The sequence below is a fragment of the Paenibacillus sedimenti genome, from assembly GCF_014534655.1.
In the GTDB taxonomy this organism is placed as follows: domain Bacteria; phylum Bacillota; class Bacilli; order Paenibacillales; family NBRC-103111; genus Paenibacillus_E; species Paenibacillus_E sedimenti.
In genome coordinates this window covers 178,726-198,959 of sequence record NZ_JACVVD010000011.1, presented here as the reverse complement: position 1 = coordinate 198,959, position 20,234 = coordinate 178,726, and the positions used below count along the sequence as shown (strand labels likewise).

Genomic DNA, 20,234 nt, shown 5'->3' with positions numbered 1-20,234 from the left:
TATTCCGCTCCGGACTTTTCGGTATAGACGAATGTCTACTTTCGCATAAGAAAAAGTTATCAGACAAATTGGCCTGGAAAAGTTGAATACCTAGCTCATTTTAGGTATGCTAAGCATATTACCTAATCCAATAGAGAAAGAATGATGCATAGATGAGTGGAGCTGTGTTTTATATTTTCGGAGCAACAGGGGATCTGGCGAAAAGGAAGTTATTTCCGGCTTTTTATGCTTTATACCGGGAAGGCAAATTGGGCGAAAACTTTGCCGTGGTCGGTCTGGCTCGAAGACCACGCACGAATGAGCAGTTCCGTGAGGACGTGAAGCAGTCCATCAATGATTTTGCACGATACAAAATTACGAATGAGCCGGAATTTGCGAATTTCGCGCAGCATTTTGAATATATGTCACTGGATATCAATAACGTGGCTGGCTTCCACGAGCTGAATGCGCTGACGGCCAGACTGGACGAACAGTTTCAAACGGGCGGCAACCGGTTGTTTTACCTGGCACTGGCTCCGGAGTTGTTCGGCAATGTTTCTTACAACTTGCGGGAAGGCGGCTTGCTCGAGACGCAAGGTTGGCATCGCCTCGTGATCGAGAAGCCTTTCGGCTATGATCTGCCTTCGGCGGAGCGCTTGAACGGACAACTGCGCCAAGTATTCGAGGAAAAAGATATTTACCGCATCGACCACTACTTGGGTAAAGAAATGGTGCAGAACATCGAGTTCGTGCGGTTCGCAAACGCATTTTTCGAGCCGCTTTGGAACAACAAATACATAGCAAATATTCAAATAACGCTTAGTGAAACGGTTGGCGTTGAAGAACGCGGCGGCTATTATGACCATTCCGGCGCACTTCGCGATATGGGCCAAAACCATATGCTGCAAATGCTGATGATGATGGCGATGGAACCGCCAAGCCGCTTGCATCCGGAAGATATTCGCGATGAGAAAGTGAAGGTGCTTCGTTCCCTTCGTCTGTTCGAGAACAGCGATGATGTGAGGGCGAACGTCGTTCGCGGCCAATACACCAATGGCACATCGAAGGGCAAAGCGCTTCCGGCCTACCGCGAAGAAGAGTCCGTGAATCCGGAATCGACGACGGAGACGTATTTTGCGGCTCGCGTACACGTGGATAATTTCCGCTGGGCGGGTGTCCCTTTCTATATCCGTACTGGAAAAAGGCTTCCGCTTAAAACAACGGAGGTTGTCGTGGAGTTCAAAAATATCCCGAATAACGTATATTTGGCCAAAAAACACGATCTGCAGCCGAATCTGCTCGTGTTCCGCGTGAATCCGATGGAAGGCATCTATTTGAAAATGAATGCCAAGCAGCCGGGCTCGGAAGGAGTGATCGTTCCGGTCGCCATGGATTTCTGCCAAAGCTGCCAAATCGGCATCAATACGCCGGAAGCCTACGAGCGATTGATCTATGATGCGACGCGCGGCGATTCCACGTACTTCACCCGATGGGACGAAGTGGCGCTGGCTTGGTCCTATGTGGATCGCATCGCTGCGGCGTGGGCTGAAAGCTCCGCAGATTTGAAGTCCTATCCGGCCGGATCATGGGGACCTGAGGAAGCGACGCAGATGCTGACGCAAGACGGCTTCAAATGGTGGCCGATAAACGGTCAAAACGAAGGCGAAGTGGATTGGGAAACGGAGTCCCCGAAAGCTTCGGTGCTGACCAAATAGGTTTTACAAGAGATGCCAACGGGCTGACATGCCCGTTGGTTTTATTGTCATTATTGGGGTCTTTCTTCAATTTTGCGGGATCTGTTATAATAGTGTTTATGAGTAACGGTCATTATTGATAATTGAGGTGCAGTATGTCGCGAAGAGCTTTTATTAGATGGTTGATGTTCATCGGTGCAGCCCTGGTCGGATTAAGCGCGGTTTTTAGCCAGCTGGTCAAGAAAAAATTTCTGTCCGGGGAAGAGGCAGTTATGTCTCCTTTGAAACCGGAACCTGTTTTAGCGACGGCGGAACCAACGGCTGAACCGTTGTCAACGGAACCGCTTATGTCGTATTTTATATTAAGCGATCTCCATGTTAGCAGCGGAGACCCGACGACCGGTAAAAAGCTAAGGCAAGCATTGGATGATATTACGCATTTTAATGCACCGGTCGATGCGATCATGTTGACCGGCGATTTAACCGACACAGGCACGGAAAGCGATTATAAGGCCCTGCGTACCATAGTAAGCGAATATAAACTGCCGCCTGTTCACGCGAATATGGGCAATCACGACTACTACACGATCTGGATAAACAAAGCGAACAACTGGGATCAGGGCGCCGTTCCGAATGGGAAGACGGACGCCATGTCGAGGGAGCAGTTTAAAAAGTTTTTCGGGTATGAGAAGCTTTACAACGAATTTACAACGAAGGAGCATTCCATCCTTCTGCTGTCTCAAGAGGCCTATGTACAGGAAAAGCCGGAGGTAGGAGAAGGAGCCTGGTACTCGGATGAGCAAATGGCGTGGTTCAAAGAACGGCTCAAAGCGCTCTATAAACCGGGAAGACCGTTATTCGTCATGACCCATCAGCCGTTGCCGGCCAACGGCACGGATGGCCGCACTCATCAATTGATCCGGGCTGTTCAGTTCCGTGAAGCACTCAAGCCTTACAAGAATGTGTTCGTTTTTTGCGGACACCGCCATCAGGATTTCCAGAATGGTTCTCCGCATTATGTGAAGGAAACCTTCCATTACTTTCATAACTCCTCTGTAGGCAGGACGCTGAATCGCGCCTACCAGCAGGAAGCGAAGAATAAAGCGCAAGGACTTTATGTGCAGGTGTACGCGAATAAAGTTGTAATCCGAGGGCGAGAATTCAGCAACCGCTCCTTTATCGCGGAAGCGGAATGGAGCATTGATCTGCAAAAAGCCTAGATGGAAGAAATAAATTTAAACAACCTATTGCAAGAAGAAGGGACTAAATAAACGGATGACTACGCAATTAAACAAACAACTAGAGACGGAAGTCGCTAAACGACGAACGTTCGCGATTATTTCCCACCCGGATGCGGGTAAAACAACTTTAACCGAAAAGCTGCTCCTATTCGGGGGGGCAATTCGGTTGGCGGGTACGGTCAAAGGCCGCAAAGCCAGCAAGCATGCCACCTCCGACTGGATGGAGATTGAGAAGCAGCGTGGAATCTCGGTTACGTCCTCGGTGATGCAGTTCGATTATGAAGGGCATCGCATTAATATTTTGGATACGCCAGGTCACCAGGATTTTAGTGAAGATACGTACCGGACGCTCACAGCTGCGGATAGCGCGGTGATGCTAATCGACGTTGCCAAAGGGGTCGAGGCGCAGACGAAGAAGCTGTTCCAAGTTTGCCGCATGCGCGGTATCCCGATTTTCACCTTTATTAATAAATTGGACCGCGAAGGCCGCGATCCGTTCGAACTGCTTGAAGAACTGGAAGAGGTGCTAGGCATTCGTTCTTACCCGATGAACTGGCCGATCGGCTCCGGCAAGCAGTTCTGCGGCGTATATGATCGTGAAAAGACGCAGCTGGAGCTGTTCCAAGGCGACGATCACAAGCAAATCGAAGTGCGTAAAGTAAGCGGCGTCGATGACCCGCTCGTGAAAGAAATCGCCGGTGAGTTTCTGCATAAGCAATTAAGTCAGGATATTGAGCTGCTGGATGTAGCTGGAGATCCTTTTGATATGGAAAAAGTGCTGCAGGGCGAATTGACTCCGGTATTCTTCGGCAGCGCCGTCAACAACTTTGGGGTGCAGACATTCCTCGAGAACTTCCTGCAATTAGCGCCGAAACCGGAGCCTCGCAACAGCTCGGCGGGTCTGATCGAGCCTACGAAGGAGAAATTTTCAGGCTATGTTTTCAAAATTCAAGCGAACATGAATCCTGCCCATCGAGATCGTATTGCCTTCCTACGCATTGTTTCCGGTAAATTCGAGCGAGGTATGTCCGTTAAGCATAACCGTGCAGGCAAAGAAATTAAATTAGCACAACCGCAGCAATTCCTTGCACAGGATCGTGATATCGTGGAAGAGGCGTTCCCAGGCGATATTATCGGGCTGTTTGACCCGGGCATCTTCCGGATCGGCGATTCGTTAAGCCAAGGCGAAGAAGTTATTTTCGATGAGCTGCCAACGTTCTCGCCGGAGCTGTTCAGCAAGGTATCGATCAAGAATGCCTTGAAGCAAAAGCAATTTTTGAAAGGCATCGATCAATTGACCGAAGAAGGCATGATACAAGTATTCACAACGATCGGTTTCGAGGATATGATTCTCGGCGTCGTTGGACAGCTTCAATTCGAGGTTCTCGAGCATCGAATGAAGTCCGAATATGGGGTAGATATCCAGTTGCAGCGGCAGAATTACCAGTTTGCGCGTTGGATTGTCGATGATAAGATCGATCCGGGCAAGTTCCGCATCAACTCCCAGCTTGTTAAAGACAAAAAAGGCAACTATGTCGGTTTATTCGAAAGTGAGTACGCACTGCGTTCAGCGATAGAAAAAAATCCGACGGCGCAATTTTTAACGAGTGCACCATAAGCAAAAAAGAGGCTGTTTCCAGATGATCGAATCTGAGAAACGGCCTTTTTTTTAACGGATAAGAATTATTATCCCATTTATGCAGAGTCACTTTTGGGGGATTTGTTAGTCGCCAACATGCACGTTGCTTCATACAATAGGTACGGATTCATTATACGACTCGTAAGGAAGTGAACTCCCAGCGTGCACATCTTGATTGTCGCTCCTGAACAGATTCCGGTTCCGCCTGTACTTGGCGGTTCGGTCGAAATATGTATTTATTCCATAGCCCGCAAGTTAGCTAAGCACCATCAGGTGACGGTGATCAGCAGGCGTCATCCTGCTTACAGCCATGCTACCCGGCGAGGATCCTTAACGATCATGAGAGTCCCTGCTGGAAGTAAAAGCACGTACTTAAAAGCCGTACTCAGCGTGATCAATGGGAAATCGTTCGACTGGATTCAGGTGGATAACCGGCCGCAGTATGCATCGGGTATAAAGAAACATTTTCCAAATACACCCGTTTCATTGTTTTTACATTCGTTAACATTTGTGAAACCGCCGTATGCTTCCAGAGCGACGACTTCCCGGCACTTGTTAAATGTGGATTGGGTCATTGCCAACAGCAGTTCGCTTACGCGAGAGCTTTCGGCCCTATTTCCAAAACAACGGCATAAGATTCATACCATACATCTCGGTACGGATGTATCTCGATTTCGACCGGTTTCCGCCAAAACGAAAGAGCGCTTGAGAAAACAATATCGCTTAAGCAAGGGCTTTCATGTGCTGTACGCAGGGCGTTTGATCAAGCGTAAAGGCATTCCGCTGTTGATCAAAGCGGTTCATTTAGCTAGAAAAGAAGTGCCTGAAGTAAAATTACTTATTGCTGGAGGCGAACAACATAAGGGATTTACGTCCAATCTGAGGAAATACGCCGCCAGGCTTGGGGTGCCTGCAAGGTTCTTAGGCAATATTCCACATCGCAGCATCCATAAGGTATATGGGCTCGCAGATTGTTTTGTTTGCCCATCGCAGGGGCATGAGGCTTTCGGATTAGTTAATGTGGAGGCCATGGCCTCAGGACTTCCTGTAATTGCTTCAGCCAACGGCGGCATCAATGAAGTGATCCGGGACGGCCGCAATGGCGTTCTGATCCAGGCATATCGAAGCCCCCGTCCATTCGCTGAAAGCATCGTGGCTGTCGCCAGACGTAAAGACTGGGCAAGCAGTTTGGCCAAACAGGCCCGTATCGATGCCGAGAATCAGTTCAGCTGGCAGGCGACAGCACGATCTTTGGCCGACTTTTATAAATTTAAGTTGGGGGCAAGAAAATGAAAAAGATCCTGATGCAAAGGACCTCGAAGGGGAAGATAAATATCGGCAAAGCCCGATATGTCCAAAGCAAGTGGGGGAAAACCAAAGCGGTGGAAAGCACTCAAGCACTGCGCCAATATGTCCCCGATACAAAACGAATGACCCGCGAGACCCTCCTGCAGATGCTGCGGGAATACAGAATGGTTTACATTAAACCGAACGTCGGCATGTTTGGCAACGGGGTGATCAGGGTTGAATGGACGGAGAATGCTAAAAAGTCACCCTATTCCTATCAATACGGGGTTCGATTGAGGCATTTCGACACCTTCGAGGAGATATATGCTTCCATTCGCAAGGTGACCAACAAACGTTATTATTTGGTACAAAAAGGTATTGACTTATTAAAGTACAAAGGAAACCGATTCGATTTGAGGGTTATGGTGCAGCAAACGCCGCAACGCAGATGGGAGACGACCGGAATCATAGGAAGAGTAGCGCATCCAGATAAAATTGTGACCAATTTCCATAGCGGCGGGACCTTAAAGCCTATTGAAACACTACTGGCGAAGTACATTTCCGCTAATGAGCGGAAGAGTTATATAAACAAGCTGAGAGTAATTGGATTACAAGTAGCCAAGTCGATGGATAACCGGTACAAAGGCGTTAAGGAGATTGGCGTAGATGTCGCCCTGGATAAAGATTTGCATCCATGGATTCTTGAGGTGAATACGAGTCCAGATCCTTTTATTTTCCTGAGATTGAAGGATAAACGGGTATTCACCAAAATTAAACGATATGCCAAAGCGTACGGCCGGTTATGACCGCATAACCGGTTTTTTATCACCACAAAAGCTCGATAGAGGTTTATCTCACTACATAAGAAAGTATAAGTTTTCGGTTCCCGAAAACCGCTTTCTTATTGGCGATAAAAACTTCCACAAAACGCGGTCGCACATCTTTGAATGTACGTCGATAGACGTTTTTCTCATATATGGAAGTTCAGCAAGTTGCCGTTATTTTCCAAATCGTAAACTGAAACGGGAGGGCTTAACAGATAACCCTGAATGGTCGTGCAAGTCGTTCCTTTCAAAATTTCCAGCTGACTCATTTCTTCAACGCCCTCTGCAACTACCTGCAGATTAAGTGAATGACCGAGTTGAATGATGGCGTGTGTAATGGCCAAATCATTTTGATTGCTGTGAATGTTTTTAACGAAGGAGCGGTCGATTTTGAGACAATGGATCGGAAAATGCCTTAGATGACTTAAGGAGGAATACCCGATACCAAAATCATCGATGGAGATCGAAATCCCTATGCCGCAAAGTTTCTCTAGTATGGAAACGGTCTTATCCATGTCGTGCATAATGGAACTTTCTGTTATTTCGAACTCCAGAAAGGAAGGATCGATACCCGTTTGTTCGATAATGTGAATGACCTTTTCGGCAAAAGCCTCTTCCTGAAACTGACGGGGCGAGATATTGACCGCCACCTGATAGGCGACGATACCTGCTTCGAGCCATTTCATCTTTTGCAGACAAGCTTGACGCAGCACCCATTCGCCAAGCGGAACAATAAGGCCGCTCTCTTCGGCAAGTGGAATGAAGTTATTTGGAGTGATAATCCCATGGATCGGATGATTCCACCTGACAAGAGCTTCCAGACAAATGATGTTGCCGGTTGATAATTCGAGACGCGGCTGATAATAAAGCATCAGTTGATCCGCATTTATGGCTTGGCGCAGCTCGGTTTCCATCTGCATATGACCCGAGTAACGCTGTTCGAAAGCGGAATCGTAGGCTAGCGTTTTGTTTTTGCCGGTATGCTTGGCGGCATAAAGCGCAAGATCAGCTTGAATCAGCGCTTGCCGGGTAGTGTCAGGTTGCAGGTCTATTGTGCTAAATCCGATGCTGGCATTGATATAATACGCCTGATCATTTATATAGAACGGCTTCATAAATATGTGCTGCACTTGGTTGATACAGTCTGCAAGCTGAGCTTTGGAGCCTGCATGTAAAAGAAGGAGGAATTCATCATCACCCGATTGCACGACGAGTTTGCAATGCTCGCAGGCCGTCAATCTGGCTGCGGCTTCTTGCATAAGAAGATCTCCGGATTCATAGCCGAGCGAGAAATTGACTTGGCGAAATCGATCGATATCAAGGAAGAGAAGAGTGCTGTAAGACGCCGATTTCTTTTGATGCAAGCTTCGCATAGAAGCTATGATTAATGTTTGAAGTTCTTGACGGTGCCTGCTTCGAATGACTTTTTTACGGTTCCATAAAGCTCCTGAGGCTTTCGATGCAGCGGAGCGAAGAAAGTGCCAGACTGGTTTCAATTGCGATCACTCTTCCCACATCATAATTAGGCATACGTAGTTAATCATAAAACGGATGGCAAATTATATACAAGATTATAAATAGGCTCTTTTTACATATATTGATAGGTTTCTATGAATTTCTAGATTAAAAATCGATGAATATGCCGAAGAGAGGCGAACTTACTTTTTTCTCAATTCATATTGACAGAAACTAGAATGAAATGAGAAAATGTACGCGTGTACATTGTTGTGACTGATAGATTTTATGGAGGCTTTTAACATGGTAACAAGAAAAGAGGTTGCTGATCTGGCTGGTGTTTCTGAAGCGACGGTATCCCGCGTATTCAACGGGCTCGGGCCGATGAAACCGGCAACAAAGGAGCGCGTGCTGCAAGCGGCTAAGCAGCTGGATTATCATCCTAATGCGATTGCGCAAAGCTTCGCTCGCAGACGCAGCGGGAATCTGGGTGTGGTTCTGCCTTATATGCCGAAGGTGCATCTCTTTTCCACGTATTACTTCTCAGAGATATTAAGCGGTATCGGCGAACAAGTGCGGGAGCAGGGCTATGATATGCTGCTTACGCTGCTCACGCCGGATGAAAGTCAGGATTACAGCCGTCTTTACCGCTCGCAAAAGGTGGACGCTTGCGTCATTCTTGGCTCCAGAGATACTCCGGAGCAACGTTCTTCGCTGCAGCAGCTGCAGGAACAGCGGCTCCCATTTTGCCTCGTGAATCAGCATTTTGAAGGCATGACGCTCAGCGAAGTGGATGCGGATCATGTACAGGGCAGTTGTATGGCTGTTCGCCATCTGCAGGAAGCGGGCTGCCGCAAGATCGCGTTCCTGAACGGCTCGCCGCAGTATTCAAACAGCCGGGATCGGTTGGTCGGTTACACCGATGCGATGCGAGATGCGGGTCTGGATATGCCGTCACAGCTGCTGCTGGAAGGCAACTACAGCCGCAAAAGCGGCTATGAGGCAGCGGCGAAGCTCTGGGAGCGGCGCGATGAGGTAGAGGCTGTATTCGCCGCCAACGATCGCATGGCGATCGGGCTGATGCAGGGGCTGCGCGAACGAGGCTGGACTGCCGGGCGCGATTTCGCCGTCGTCGGCTGCGACGATTCGGATGCAGCGAAGTTGAGCGATCCTCCGCTGAGCAGCGTGAGCGTGCCCTTTTATGAGATGGGGAAGGAAGCGGCGCGAAGGGTGCTTGCCCAAGTGTTGGGCGAATCAAGCGGAGAACCTTTTCACATCAAGCTGCCTACAAGGCTAGTCGTGCGCGAGTCGTCTATAAGAAAGGAAAATTGATCAAGGAGGCAATCATTATGAAATCTTATAATGTCGGTATGATCGGCTATAAATTTATGGGTAAGGCGCATAGCCATGCTTATAGGGATTTGCATATGTTTTTCCCGCAGACAACGGTGCCAAAGATGAAACTTATCTGCGGACGCGATGAAAGCGGTGTCGCTACAGCTGCCGAACAGTTCGGCTGGGCTGCGCATGTCACCGACTGGCGCGAGCTGGTCACGCATCCGGATATCGACATCGTCGATATCAATGCGCCCAGCGATGCGCACAAGGAAATCGCGATTGCTGCGGCCAAGGCCGGCAAGCATCTATTCTGCGAGAAGCCGCTGGCGCTGACCCTTGCGGATGCAAGGGAAATGCTGGAGGCGGCTGAGGCGGCCGGGGTGAAGCACATGGTCGGCTTCAACTACAGGTTCGCTCCTGCGGTGCAGCTCGCGAAGAAGCTCGTGGCCGAGGGGCGTCTCGGCCAGATCTATCACTTCCGCGCCTGGTTCCTGCAGGATTGGATCGTTGATCCAACCTTCCCGCTCGTCTGGCGCTTGCAAAAAGAGATCGCCGGCTCCGGCTCGCACGGCGACCTGGGTGCGCATCTGATCGATCTCGCGCACTTCCTGATCGGCGAAATGACGGAAGTCATCGGCATGAGCGAGACGTTCGTGAAGGAGCGGCCGCTGCCGACTTCGATGACTGGTCTTAGCGCCAAAGGCAGCGCCGATGCGCCGCGCGGTGCGGTTACGGTCGACGACGCAACGCTGTTCATGGCACGCTTCGCGAACGGTGCGCTAGGCAGTTTCGAGGCGACTCGCTTTGCGCCGGGCCACCGCTGCACGAATTCTTTTGAAATCAATGGCAGCAAGGGCAGCGTGAAGTTTGATTTTGAACGGATGAATGAGCTTCAAGTGTATTTCACCGATGACGCCGAGGATGTGCAGGGCTTCCGCCGCGTACTGGCGACCGATCCATCTCACGCGTATATGGACGCTTGGTGGCCGCCAGGTCATACAATCGGCTATGAGCATACGTTCCTTCATGAAGTCGTGGAGCTGATGAATGCGGTTTCGGAAGATCGCCAGCCGGTTCCGAATTTCGTAGACGGCGTCAAATGCCAAGAAGTGCTGGAAGCCGTCGATCAATCGATCGCGCAGCGTCGTTGGGTGAGTATAAGCGAAGTGTAATAGAGCGAAGGGCTGGAGAGGGGAAAACTGACAATGAGTAAACAAGCATTAATCGTATGGGGCGGATGGGACGGCCATCAGCCTGAGGAAGTTGCGGGCATTTTTGCCGGTGTGCTGCGTGAAGAGAATTTTCAAGTAGAAGTATCGGATACGCTGGACAGCTTCCGCGATGCGGAGCGGCTTGCGGGCATAGATCTGATCGTACCTGTCTGGACGATGGGCAAGATTGAGAAGGAGCAGTTGGAACCGCTTTTAGCTGCGGTGAAGGAAGGCGGAACGGGCATCGCGGGGTGCCACGGCGGCATGGCGGATTCTTTCCGCAATGAAGTCGAATATCAGTATATGGTGGGCGGTCAATGGGTCGCTCATCCCGGCAATGACGGCGTCACGTACACGGTACGCATCAAGGATAATCAGGAACCGCTTACGCAAGGCATAGAAGATTTCATCGTAGTTTCTGAAAAATATTACATGCACGTCGATCCGGCGATCAAAGTCCATGCGGTGACGGATTTCGGCGATGTCGAGATGCCGGTTGTTTGGACGAAAACCTACGGTACCGGCAAAGTATATTACAACTCGCTAGGGCATCAGGCGAATATTGTTCGGATGCCGCAAACACTAGAATTGATGCGCCGCGGCATGCTATGGGCTGCCAGATAAGGACAGGGGAGTGTAGAGATGAGTACAAAGAAAATCGGTATTATCGGTTGCGGGAACATAAGCGCGATTTATATGAAAAATATCCCGAAATTTGCCCATCTGGAGCTGGTTGCTTGCGCTGACCTGGACCTGACTCGGGCTCAAGCAAGAGCGGAGGAATTCGGCATCGCGAAAGCGTATACGGTTGACCAGCTTTTGGCTGATCCGGACATTGATATTGTTATCAATCTGACGATTCCTGCTGCGCATGCCGAGGTCTGCTTACAGGTACTTGAGGCCGGTAAGCACGTCTATGTGGAAAAACCGCTTGCGGTAACCCGCGAGGAAGGCTTGCGTATCTTGGAGGTTGCTCGTCGCAATGGATTGCTGGTAGGCAGTGCACCGGATACGTTTCTTGGCGGAGGTATCCAAACGTGTTTGAAGCTGATTAACGACGGGTGGATCGGCACACCAGTTGCCGCAACGGCGTTCATGATGAGCCGAGGGCATGAGAATTGGCATCCGGATCCTGAGTTTTATTATCAAAAGGGTGGGGGACCCATGTTCGATATGGGGCCGTATTATTTAACCGCTCTTGTTGCTTTGCTTGGCCCGATCCGCAGAGTGACAGGCTCCGCAGGCATTAGCTATCCGGAACGTACGATTACGAGTGAGAAAAAGCACGGACAAAAGATTGCCGTTGAAACACCTACGCATATCGCCGGGGTATTGGATTTTCACAGTGGGGCGATTGCAACGCTGGTTACGAGCTTCGATATTAAGGGCGGGACGCAATTACCTAATATTGAAATCTACGGAAGCCACGGCTCTCTGCGCGTTCCCGATCCGAATACGTTCGGCGGTCCGATCTATATTCGCAAAACGGGTACCGAGTGGGAGCCCATTCCATTGACCCATGGGTACACGGATAACTCTCGTGGTCTCGGTGTCGCCGCTATGGCACATGCATCATTGACAGGGCAAAACGATGCACATCGTGCGAGCGGTGAGCTAGCTTATCACGTGCTTGAAGCGATGCATGGTTTCCATGACGCCTCAGATTCAGGAACGCATTACTTGATGCAAAGCAGCTGTGAGAAACCGGCGCCTCTGCCAGTTCATTTCGTGTTATAATAGGTGTTGATGAATCCTCCTCTTTAAATAAGAGGGGGATTTCATTTTAGGGGGAGGATGGATGGAGAGATGCAGAAAATAGCGATTGTGACAGATTTCGATGGGACATTGATGGAGCAGGATGTCGGCAATATACTGATGAGCGAATTGGGTGTCGATGCCGAACCAGAGGTGGTTGAGGTATCCGGGCTATATCGGGAGAAGAAGATCGGTTCTTTGGCTTGGATTGAAACCGCCTATCCGATGTTAGCGTACAAAAAGCGTGAGGTGGATGAGATTTTAGCTCGAGTTCAATTAAGAGACGGAGCGCGGGATTTCATTGCATTTTGCAAAGAACAGAGTGTGCCTGTCACAATTCTAAGCGATGGAATGCTCTATTACATACAACAAATACTAACTCAGCAGCATATAGAAGTGGAGCGTATCATTGGCAATCCCATCACATATTTGGAGGATGGTCAATTTCAATTTGGCGTTCAAAATGAAAATACCGCATGCAAATGGTGCGGGTGCTGCAAAGCAAGCGTCGTGAAGCAGCTGAAGGAAGAAGGCTGGAAAATTATCTATATTGGCGATGGCAGCAGCGATTACTATGGTTCGGGGTTTGCGGATTGGGTTTTTGCAAGATCCAGCTTGGCACGTTATTTAAGCGAGGAAGGCACGGCATTTTATCCGTTTCAAACGTTTCGTGATGTGATGGATGTTCTGGTCGCAAACTGGAATGAATTTGTAAATGGTTCGGCATCTCGACGATTAACGGGGAGAGTTCCTGCCGCATGTAAGTTTCCGGTATAAATATTGTCAGCTAAGGGCTTACGATAATCGCAGACCCCTAGCTGATCGAAATGCATGCATTATGCTAAATGTGGCCTTTGAGTGTTTCAACGAGCTCGTTTTGAATATTAGCTTCACTATGCTGCCAAATAATTTCGAACAGCACGCCAAGACCCGGGAGCACCCGTTCTTCCCCGCCGATGGAATCCTCAATGATTTCTTGGATTTCGTCATTCGATTTATTTTGGACGCGCTGGATGATAGCCTGTCTCAGGTTGATGTTCATGTGGGTTCCTCGCTTCCATTTCGTTATCCTTCCTAATATGCGCAAGATGCTTTAGCTTCATGCTGACACACTTATCCACCCGTTTGAAAAGAAATCCTTGAAAAGTGAGAAGCTAAAGTAACTGTGGTATAATTGAAGGAATTTGAAGGAACCGGAGGAGGGAACGAATGAGAAAACAATTCGCAATTATCGGCATGGGGCGATTTGGCTCCAGCGTTGCTAAAACCTTGTCGCAGTTCGACTTTGAAGTACTCGCCATCGATCAATCGGAAGAAACGGTTCAAGAGATTTCATCGATCGTGACCCATGCGGTTCAAGCGGATTCAACGGACGAAGAAGCGCTTCGTGCTTTAGGCATTCGTAATTTTGACGTCGTTGTTGTGGCGATTGGCGAAGACATTCAGGCGAGTATTCTCACCACCTTAATTCTTAAAGAAATGGGTGTTGCCACAATTGTAGTCAAAGCCGTCAACGATCTCCACGGTAAAGTACTGAAGAAGATCGGCGCCGACAAAGTCATTTTTCCCGAAAGAGATATGGGGCAACGTGTGGCCCATCATTTGATTTCATCCAATATTCTGGATCATATCGAGCTTTCTGCCGATTACAGTATCGTGGAAGTTAAAGCCTCAAGGCACATGATCGGGAAAAGCTTAAGACAACTCGATATTCGAGCCAAACACGGCTGCAATGTGATCGCCATTAAACAAGATGAGAAGCTGATTATTCCGCCAAGTGCGGAAGAACCGCTTAGTTCAGATGACATTTTGGTCATTGTCGGAAAAAATATCGATCTTCAAAATTTTGAAGTGACATTCGCGGAGTAGATAAACGTGCATATAGAAATTATGTCTGTGCAAAATAGTAGGGTCAAAGAATGGGCGCAGCTGCTGGAGCGCCGCGGAAGAGATAAGCAAGGAAAGTATATGATCGAAGGTTATCATCTCGTGGAGGAAGCGCTGCGTGCAGGTGCTTCGGTTGAAGCCATCGTATATAGCTTAGACAAAGGGATGCCGGACGGGTTGGTTGTGTTAGCGCCCGAAGAAGTGGAGTGGATCGGCGTCAGCCAAGCCGTGCTGGAGAAATGCTCCGATACGCAGACGCCGCAGGGCATCTTCGCGATCGGAGCGAAGATGAATCTTGGCACGGATGAGCTGCTGTCCGGCGCGTATGATCTGGCCGTAGTATTGGATGGGGTCCAAGACCCCGGCAATCTCGGTACGATCATCCGCAGCGCCGATGCCGTTGGCGCCAGTGCCGTGGTGCTCGGCCGCGGAACGGTCGATCTATACAATCCCAAGACGATCCGCTCGACGATGGGATCCATGTATCATCTGCCGATCGTGGAGGCAGATTTGCAGGAGCTGCTGCCGCGCGCCCGTGAGCGCGGCGTAAGGCTTGTGACCACGAGCCTGCAGGCGCAGCGCTCGTGCTACGACACGGACCTGCGGCAGCCGACGTGGCTAATCCTCGGTAACGAAGCCAAGGGCGTCTCGCCCGAGGTTGCCGCGCAGTCGGATGTGCAGGTGATCATTCCGATGCAGGGCAAAGCGGAATCGCTGAACGTTGCGATGGCTGCGACGGTGCTGCTGTTTGAGGCGTCGAGGCAGCGGTTGATGAATTTGTGATAAAGTCTGTTGTCTGTGAGTTGTAATTCAGATTGTCACCGTTTGTAATATTGTTTGTCATAGATTTGGAACGTAGTTTTGACACAAGATTATCACTCCCGATGTGGCTCTAAGCCTTGAATACATCGGGATTTTTTCGAGCGTCAGATAATCCCAGTAGGATCATTAGGCGTCAACACCATTACTGGTGAAGGGCTGACTGAAGCGCTTAGTGGCGCTCAGGTAGTCGTCGACGTGACGAACTCGCCTTCTTTTGAGGACAAGGCTGTTTTGGAATTCTTCGAGACGTCGACTCTTAATCTCCTTGCTGCTGAAGAAGCCTCTGGAGTAGGACATCATGTTGCGTTGTCGGTCGTTGGTACTGAAGGCCTTCTCCAGAGCGGTTATTTCCGTGCGAAGATGGCCCAAGAAAACCTGATCAAAGCTTCCAAAATTCCTTATACAATCATTCGCGCGACACAATTCTTCGAGTTCGTCGGCAGCATCGCCTATACGTCCACAGAAGGGCAAGACGTTCGTTTATCGTCCGCATTTGTACAGCCTATCGCTTCTGAAGACGTTGCGGCCGCTATGATTGACTTCACACTCGGTGCGCCAGTGAATGGCACTGTCGATGTGGCAGGACCAGAACGGATACGTCTCGACGAATTCGTCCGTCAATTCTTGAGAGCAACTCAGGACACTCGTCAGGCGGTCATAGACGTCAATGCCCTTTACTTTGGCGCTGAACTGAACGAGCTATCTCTCGTTCCGAAAGACAGCAATGCACGCATCACCTCGACACGCTTCGAGGATTGGCTCAGCCGCTCCGCGGTTCAAGCGTAATTCTATAAGGATTAATGATTATATTGATGAAGTAAATGGAAGCATCCTAAGTTTGGCTTACGATTTGTGAATGAAAGGAGAACCGGTTGTTTACGGGTCTCCTTTTATTTATTTCAGTGTTTTTTGAAGAAAATGCGTTAGCCAGATATATCGTGTATCAGAATCTATTTAATAATTTCTAAGAAGTCTGAAATTACGTTGTGGCGTTAGCCCAATCGTGGCACCCAAACTCAACGGAGATGACATCATTTTGCTTATAGGAGTACTTGTTGGACTATCGCTCGGTACCGCATCAATCGTATTCGCAATTAAAGTTCACGGAGAAAGCTGGCTCTATTCTGTCATTCGGTTACAATATCAAAAAACAGTATAACAATGCTGGATTACGATATATGATGAGTTCAAAAAAACGTTACAATGAAGATTGTATGGCGGAGTTAGCGGTAACATTTTTGTGAAGAGGGGCGAAGCATTTGAAGCTGAATTATACGAAACCTGCATCCAAATGGACAGAGGCGCTTCCGTTGGGAAACGGCCGTATCGGAGCGATGGTATTCGGGGGGATCGAGACCGAACGCCTGCAGCTGAATGAGGATACGCTATGGTCGGGGGAACCAAAGGACGGGACGAACCCGAACGCCATGAAGGCGCTGCCGGAAATTCGCCGTCTAATTAACGAAGGGAATTATGTGGAAGCGGACGCGCTTTGCAAAAAAGCGATGGGTCCTTATACGCAATCATATATGCCTTTGGGGGATTTGACCGTACACTTTTATCACGGCGATAATGCCACACAGTACGAACGTTTGCTGGATCTGGAGACGGCGGCCGCATCGGTTCGGTATAGGATCGGCGAAGTCACATACAAACGAACCTGCTTCATTTCTTTCCCGGATCAAACTCTAGTTATGCGGATCGAGGCGGACCGTCCCGGCATGCTGTGCTTTACGGCCAAGCTATGGAGTCCGCTCCGGCATCAAACCGGTCCCGAGGGCGAACGCATCGTGATGAGAGGCAGGGCTCCGATCCATGTCGACCCGAATTACTATCGGACCAGCAATCCGATTCGCTTTGGCGAATCCGGCACACGCTTCGATGGAAGGCTCGCTATTCGGACCGAAGATGGCCGCTCCTATGCCGATCATGACGGACTGCATGTCGAATCTGCTACAACCGCGACCATCATTTTCAGCGCAGCAACGAGCTTTCATGGTTTTGACCGCAATCCGGCAACGGAGGGTGTCGACCCTTCCCCAATCGCAGAGAGGCACTTGAACTGGGCGCTTAATAAGACCTATTCGGAGCTTTATGCCTCTCACATTGCCGATTATCGCATTTTATACGATCGCGTTACCCTTGATTTGAGGCCATCCGACATTCCTGGCGACGTACCGATAGACTTACGCGTTGCCGAATACGGAGTGAAGGACAAGAAGCTGGTGGAGATCTTGTTTCAATTCGGCAGATACCTGCTGATCGCGAGTTCCCGGCCCGGCACGCAGGCGGCGAATTTACAGGGAATATGGAATAAGGAAACACGCCCGCCCTGGAGCAGCAATTATACGTTAAATATAAACGCGGAAATGAATTATTGGCTCGCGGAGACTTGCAACCTGGCCGAATGCCATAGGCCGCTGCTCGATTTTATCGGCAATTTGGCCAAGGCGGGAGCGGAAACCGCGCGCATTAATTATGGCGCCCGCGGCTGGGTCGCGCATCACAACAGCGACATCTGGTGCCATTCCGCGCCGGTCGGCGACTATGGCAACGGGGATCCCGTTTGGGCGAGCTGGTTCATGGCCGCTCCTTGGCTCAGCCAGCATCTGTGGGAGCATTACGCATTCGGAGGAGATACTTCGTTCCTTCGCGACGAAGCGTATCCGATCATGAAGGAAGCGGCTCTCTTCTGCCTGGATTGGCTGCAAAAGGAACCGGACGGGCGGCTGGCCACATCGCCCTCCACCTCCCCCGAGCATAAGTTCGTATTGCCGGACGGCCGGATGGCTGCCGTCAGCAAAGGGGCGACGATGGATCATGCGCTGATCTGGGACTTGTTCACGAACTGCATCATGGCGGCGGAGATACTTGGAATGGACGATAGCTTCCGGGAGGAGCTGGCGGGGGCAAGGTCCAGATTGCTTCCGTATCAGATCGGCAAATACGGTCAGCTTCAGGAGTGGTTTCTTGATTTCGAGGATCAGGATGTGCAGCATCGTCACGTCTCTCATTTATTCGGCGTTTATCCCGGCTGTCAGTTGACCGCGGAGGGTACGCCGGAGCTGTTCGAAGCGGCGCAGCGCTCACTCGAACGGCGCAGCGATATCGGCACTGGCTGGAGCCTCGCATGGAAAATCAACCTGTGGGCACGATTCGGCAACGGCAACCGCACCTTGCAGCTGATCGGGAACGTGCTGGATCTCGTTCACACCGATATGGGCAGCGTCACAGGCGGCGGCGTCTATCCGAACTTGTTCGGTGCGCATCCGCCGTTTCAGATCGACGGGAATTTCGGCTTCACGGCCGGCGTAGCCGAAATGCTGATGCAGTCCCATACCGGCGTCATCCGCCTGCTGCCAGCGCTTCCCGATGCATGGGAAACCGGTTCTATCAAAGGAATTCGAGCCAGAGGGGGCTTTGAGATCGGTCTTGCCTGGGAGAATAATGTGCTCGAAAGTGCAGAGATTCGTTCGCTTCTCGGCGGACCTTGCCGTGTTGCCGCATCAGTTCCGCTGAAGGTGGAAGCGGAAGATGTACCCGTTGCGTTCGAGAGCAACGCTGACGGTTCGATCGGTTTCGACACGGAGCCAGGGATTATTTATACGGTTAAGCCTTTAAATATATAACGGAGGGAAAGTTGCCCCCGTCTGACGCGAACTTGTTGATGCAGGTTTCTCGTCATGCGGGGGCATTTCCATCAAACATAGATAAGGCGCTTCGGATACATAACTACAAGCTCATTGATATTAAAAATCGTAACGCTGACAGTGTCTTTCGACCTTCCGACTTGAGTCTCATACTATCAGTTTTCATTATTGATATACTGGATGCGTGTACCAATTTAGGGAGATCGAGGAGGAGAGAGGATGAAATACGCAATATTGGGTCAATCAGGATTGCTTGTTTCCAGACTGGCATTCGGGGCGATGACTTTCGGATCGGGGAACAATCCCAGCGTCTACAAGGTGGACCAAAGCGGAGCGCAACAGCTTATTAACCGCGCTTTAGACGCGGGCATCAATTTTTTTGATACCGCAGACGGTTATGCGGACGGGCAAAGTGAAGAGATTCTTGGACGATTGCTCGGTTCCCGGCGCAAGGAAATGGTCATCGCTACGAAGGGCGGCTTTCGCGTCGGTCCGGGGCTCATCCAAGCAGGCTTATCCCGCAAGCATCTGTTCGAAGCTTGCGAAGCTAGTCTGCGTCGCCTAAACACTGATTACATAGATCTCTACATCGTACATAAAACCGACCCATACACACCGCTAGAGGAAACCTTAGAAGCACTGAACGATCTGGTACGACAGGGGAAAGTCCGCTATATCGGGTACTCGAATTGGCCGGCCTGGCAGGCGGCGCAAGCCGTATCGATCCAGCGTGAGCGTCGGTGGGCGTCCTTTATTAACGGTCAGTTGTACTATTCCTTGGTTGGCCGTGACATTGAACATGAGACGGTTCCATTCGCGGTCCAAAATAGAATCGGATTAACCGTTTGGAGTCCGCTCGCCGGCGGCTTCTTGAGTGGAAAATATACCAAGGAGAACTGGAATGACGATCAAAACCGCTTAAGCGGGTTTGATTTTCTGCCGCATGACAAAGAATGGGGCTTCAATATTTTGGACACTGTTCGCGAAATAGCTGGAGTATATGGTGCGACACCGGCACAAGTCTCACTGGCTTGGCTTCTAGCCCAGCCCCACATCAGCAGCGTATTGGTCGGCTCCAGTAAATTAGCCCAATTGGAAGATAATCTAAGCGCGGTGGAGCTCCAGTTGAGCGCCGGAGATATTGCGAGACTGGATGAAATAACGAGGCCCGTTTCCTTATATCCGAATTGGTTTACGGCCAAGACGACTGATACGCAAATCGCGAAAGCTTTGGAGTTATAATGGGGTTGATCGGAATTGCGCTAAAAACGATAATGGAGCTGCTAAATGCGGTTTTAATATGCGGTTTTAATCCAGTCCCGATGGGCGAAAGCCTGAGTACATCGGGATTTTTTTATGGGATTTATTCAGAAAACAAAATCTGTGCGCTCCAGCCAGCAACTAAACAGACATTGGCCAACAACACATCCGAATATAATGATAAGGATGTTT

General features: G+C 49.9%; 17 protein-coding genes. 15 read left to right on the top strand and 2 right to left on the bottom strand.

Annotated features, from left to right (window positions below; genetic code table 11):
* Positions 1-152: 152 nt before the first annotated feature.
* The 5 genes from zwf to ICC18_RS25830 all read left to right on the top strand — a co-directional run bounded on the left by zwf (position 153) and on the right by ICC18_RS25830 (position 6,646).
* Positions 153-1,694, top strand: coding sequence for a glucose-6-phosphate dehydrogenase (gene zwf / locus ICC18_RS25850; RefSeq protein WP_188177339.1), 1,542 nt, complete (start codon positions 153-155; stop codon positions 1,692-1,694).
* A 134-nt stretch (positions 1,695-1,828) separates the two neighbouring features.
* Positions 1,829-2,893 carry a metallophosphoesterase family protein gene (locus tag ICC18_RS25845; protein ID WP_188177338.1) on the top strand — a complete coding sequence of 355 codons (1,065 nt, stop codon included), beginning with the start codon at positions 1,829-1,831 and terminating at the stop codon, positions 2,891-2,893.
* 55 nt (positions 2,894-2,948) lie between these two features.
* Positions 2,949-4,532 (top strand): peptide chain release factor 3, encoded by a 1,584-nt coding sequence (locus tag ICC18_RS25840; RefSeq protein ID WP_188177337.1) that lies wholly within the window; start codon positions 2,949-2,951, stop codon positions 4,530-4,532.
* 183 nt (positions 4,533-4,715) lie between these two features.
* On the top strand, positions 4,716-5,846 hold the full coding sequence (locus ICC18_RS25835; protein ID WP_188177336.1) for a glycosyltransferase family 4 protein: 1,131 nt from the start codon (positions 4,716-4,718) through the stop codon (positions 5,844-5,846).
* Positions 5,843-6,646, top strand: a complete 804-nt coding sequence (locus ICC18_RS25830; protein ID WP_223192862.1) for a YheC/YheD family protein — start codon at positions 5,843-5,845, stop codon at positions 6,644-6,646. The genes ICC18_RS25835 and ICC18_RS25830 overlap by 4 nt, the downstream gene beginning before the upstream one ends.
* Positions 6,647-6,810: 164 nt before the next feature.
* Here ICC18_RS25830 and ICC18_RS25825 read toward each other — a convergent pair whose 3' ends face one another.
* Positions 6,811-8,160, bottom strand: coding sequence for a putative bifunctional diguanylate cyclase/phosphodiesterase (locus tag ICC18_RS25825; protein ID WP_188177335.1), 1,350 nt, complete (start codon positions 8,158-8,160; stop codon positions 6,811-6,813).
* A 262-nt stretch (positions 8,161-8,422) separates the two neighbouring features.
* Between ICC18_RS25825 and ICC18_RS25820 the strand changes: the two genes are divergently transcribed.
* The 5 genes from ICC18_RS25820 to ICC18_RS25800 all read left to right on the top strand — a co-directional run bounded on the left by ICC18_RS25820 (position 8,423) and on the right by ICC18_RS25800 (position 13,200).
* Positions 8,423-9,451 (top strand): LacI family DNA-binding transcriptional regulator, encoded by a 1,029-nt coding sequence (locus tag ICC18_RS25820; protein WP_223192861.1) that lies wholly within the window; start codon positions 8,423-8,425, stop codon positions 9,449-9,451.
* A gap of 17 nt (positions 9,452-9,468) precedes the next feature.
* Positions 9,469-10,629 (top strand): Gfo/Idh/MocA family protein, encoded by a 1,161-nt coding sequence (locus tag ICC18_RS25815; protein WP_188177333.1) that lies wholly within the window; start codon positions 9,469-9,471, stop codon positions 10,627-10,629.
* A 33-nt stretch (positions 10,630-10,662) separates the two neighbouring features.
* Positions 10,663-11,292 carry a ThuA domain-containing protein gene (locus ICC18_RS25810; protein WP_188177332.1) on the top strand — a complete coding sequence of 210 codons (630 nt, stop codon included), beginning with the start codon at positions 10,663-10,665 and terminating at the stop codon, positions 11,290-11,292.
* A gap of 18 nt (positions 11,293-11,310) precedes the next feature.
* Complete coding sequence (locus ICC18_RS25805; protein ID WP_188177331.1) at positions 11,311-12,405, top strand: Gfo/Idh/MocA family protein; 1,095 nt, start codon at positions 11,311-11,313, stop codon at positions 12,403-12,405.
* Between the two features lie 69 nt (positions 12,406-12,474).
* Positions 12,475-13,200, top strand: coding sequence for an MtnX-like HAD-IB family phosphatase (locus ICC18_RS25800; RefSeq protein ID WP_188177330.1), 726 nt, complete (start codon positions 12,475-12,477; stop codon positions 13,198-13,200).
* A gap of 64 nt (positions 13,201-13,264) precedes the next feature.
* Here the strand turns inward: ICC18_RS25800 and sspI are convergent, their stop codons facing one another.
* The gene (sspI, locus tag ICC18_RS25795; protein ID WP_188177329.1) at positions 13,265-13,465 is read right to left on the bottom strand and encodes a small acid-soluble spore protein SspI; all 201 of its coding nucleotides are present in this window, start codon (positions 13,463-13,465) and stop codon (positions 13,265-13,267) included.
* Positions 13,466-13,632: 167 nt separating this feature from the next.
* On the opposite strand from sspI, the gene ICC18_RS25790 reads away from it, so the two are divergent.
* The 5 genes from ICC18_RS25790 (at position 13,633) to ICC18_RS25770 (ending at position 20,024) form a co-directional block, all read left to right on the top strand.
* A complete protein-coding gene (locus tag ICC18_RS25790) occupies positions 13,633-14,292 on the top strand; it encodes a potassium channel family protein (RefSeq protein WP_188177328.1) in 660 nt (219 codons plus the stop codon).
* A gap of 12 nt (positions 14,293-14,304) precedes the next feature.
* Positions 14,305-15,093 carry a TrmH family RNA methyltransferase gene (locus ICC18_RS25785; protein WP_188177385.1) on the top strand — a complete coding sequence of 263 codons (789 nt, stop codon included), beginning with the start codon at positions 14,305-14,307 and terminating at the stop codon, positions 15,091-15,093.
* Between the two features lie 120 nt (positions 15,094-15,213).
* Complete coding sequence (locus ICC18_RS25780; protein WP_188177384.1) at positions 15,214-15,918, top strand: SDR family oxidoreductase; 705 nt, start codon at positions 15,214-15,216, stop codon at positions 15,916-15,918.
* A 473-nt stretch (positions 15,919-16,391) separates the two neighbouring features.
* A complete protein-coding gene (locus ICC18_RS25775) occupies positions 16,392-18,761 on the top strand; it encodes a glycoside hydrolase family 95 protein (protein ID WP_188177327.1) in 2,370 nt (789 codons plus the stop codon).
* A 240-nt stretch (positions 18,762-19,001) separates the two neighbouring features.
* The gene (locus tag ICC18_RS25770) at positions 19,002-20,024 is read left to right on the top strand and encodes an aldo/keto reductase (RefSeq protein ID WP_188177326.1); all 1,023 of its coding nucleotides are present in this window, start codon (positions 19,002-19,004) and stop codon (positions 20,022-20,024) included.
* The last annotated feature ends 210 nt before the right edge of the window (positions 20,025-20,234 follow it).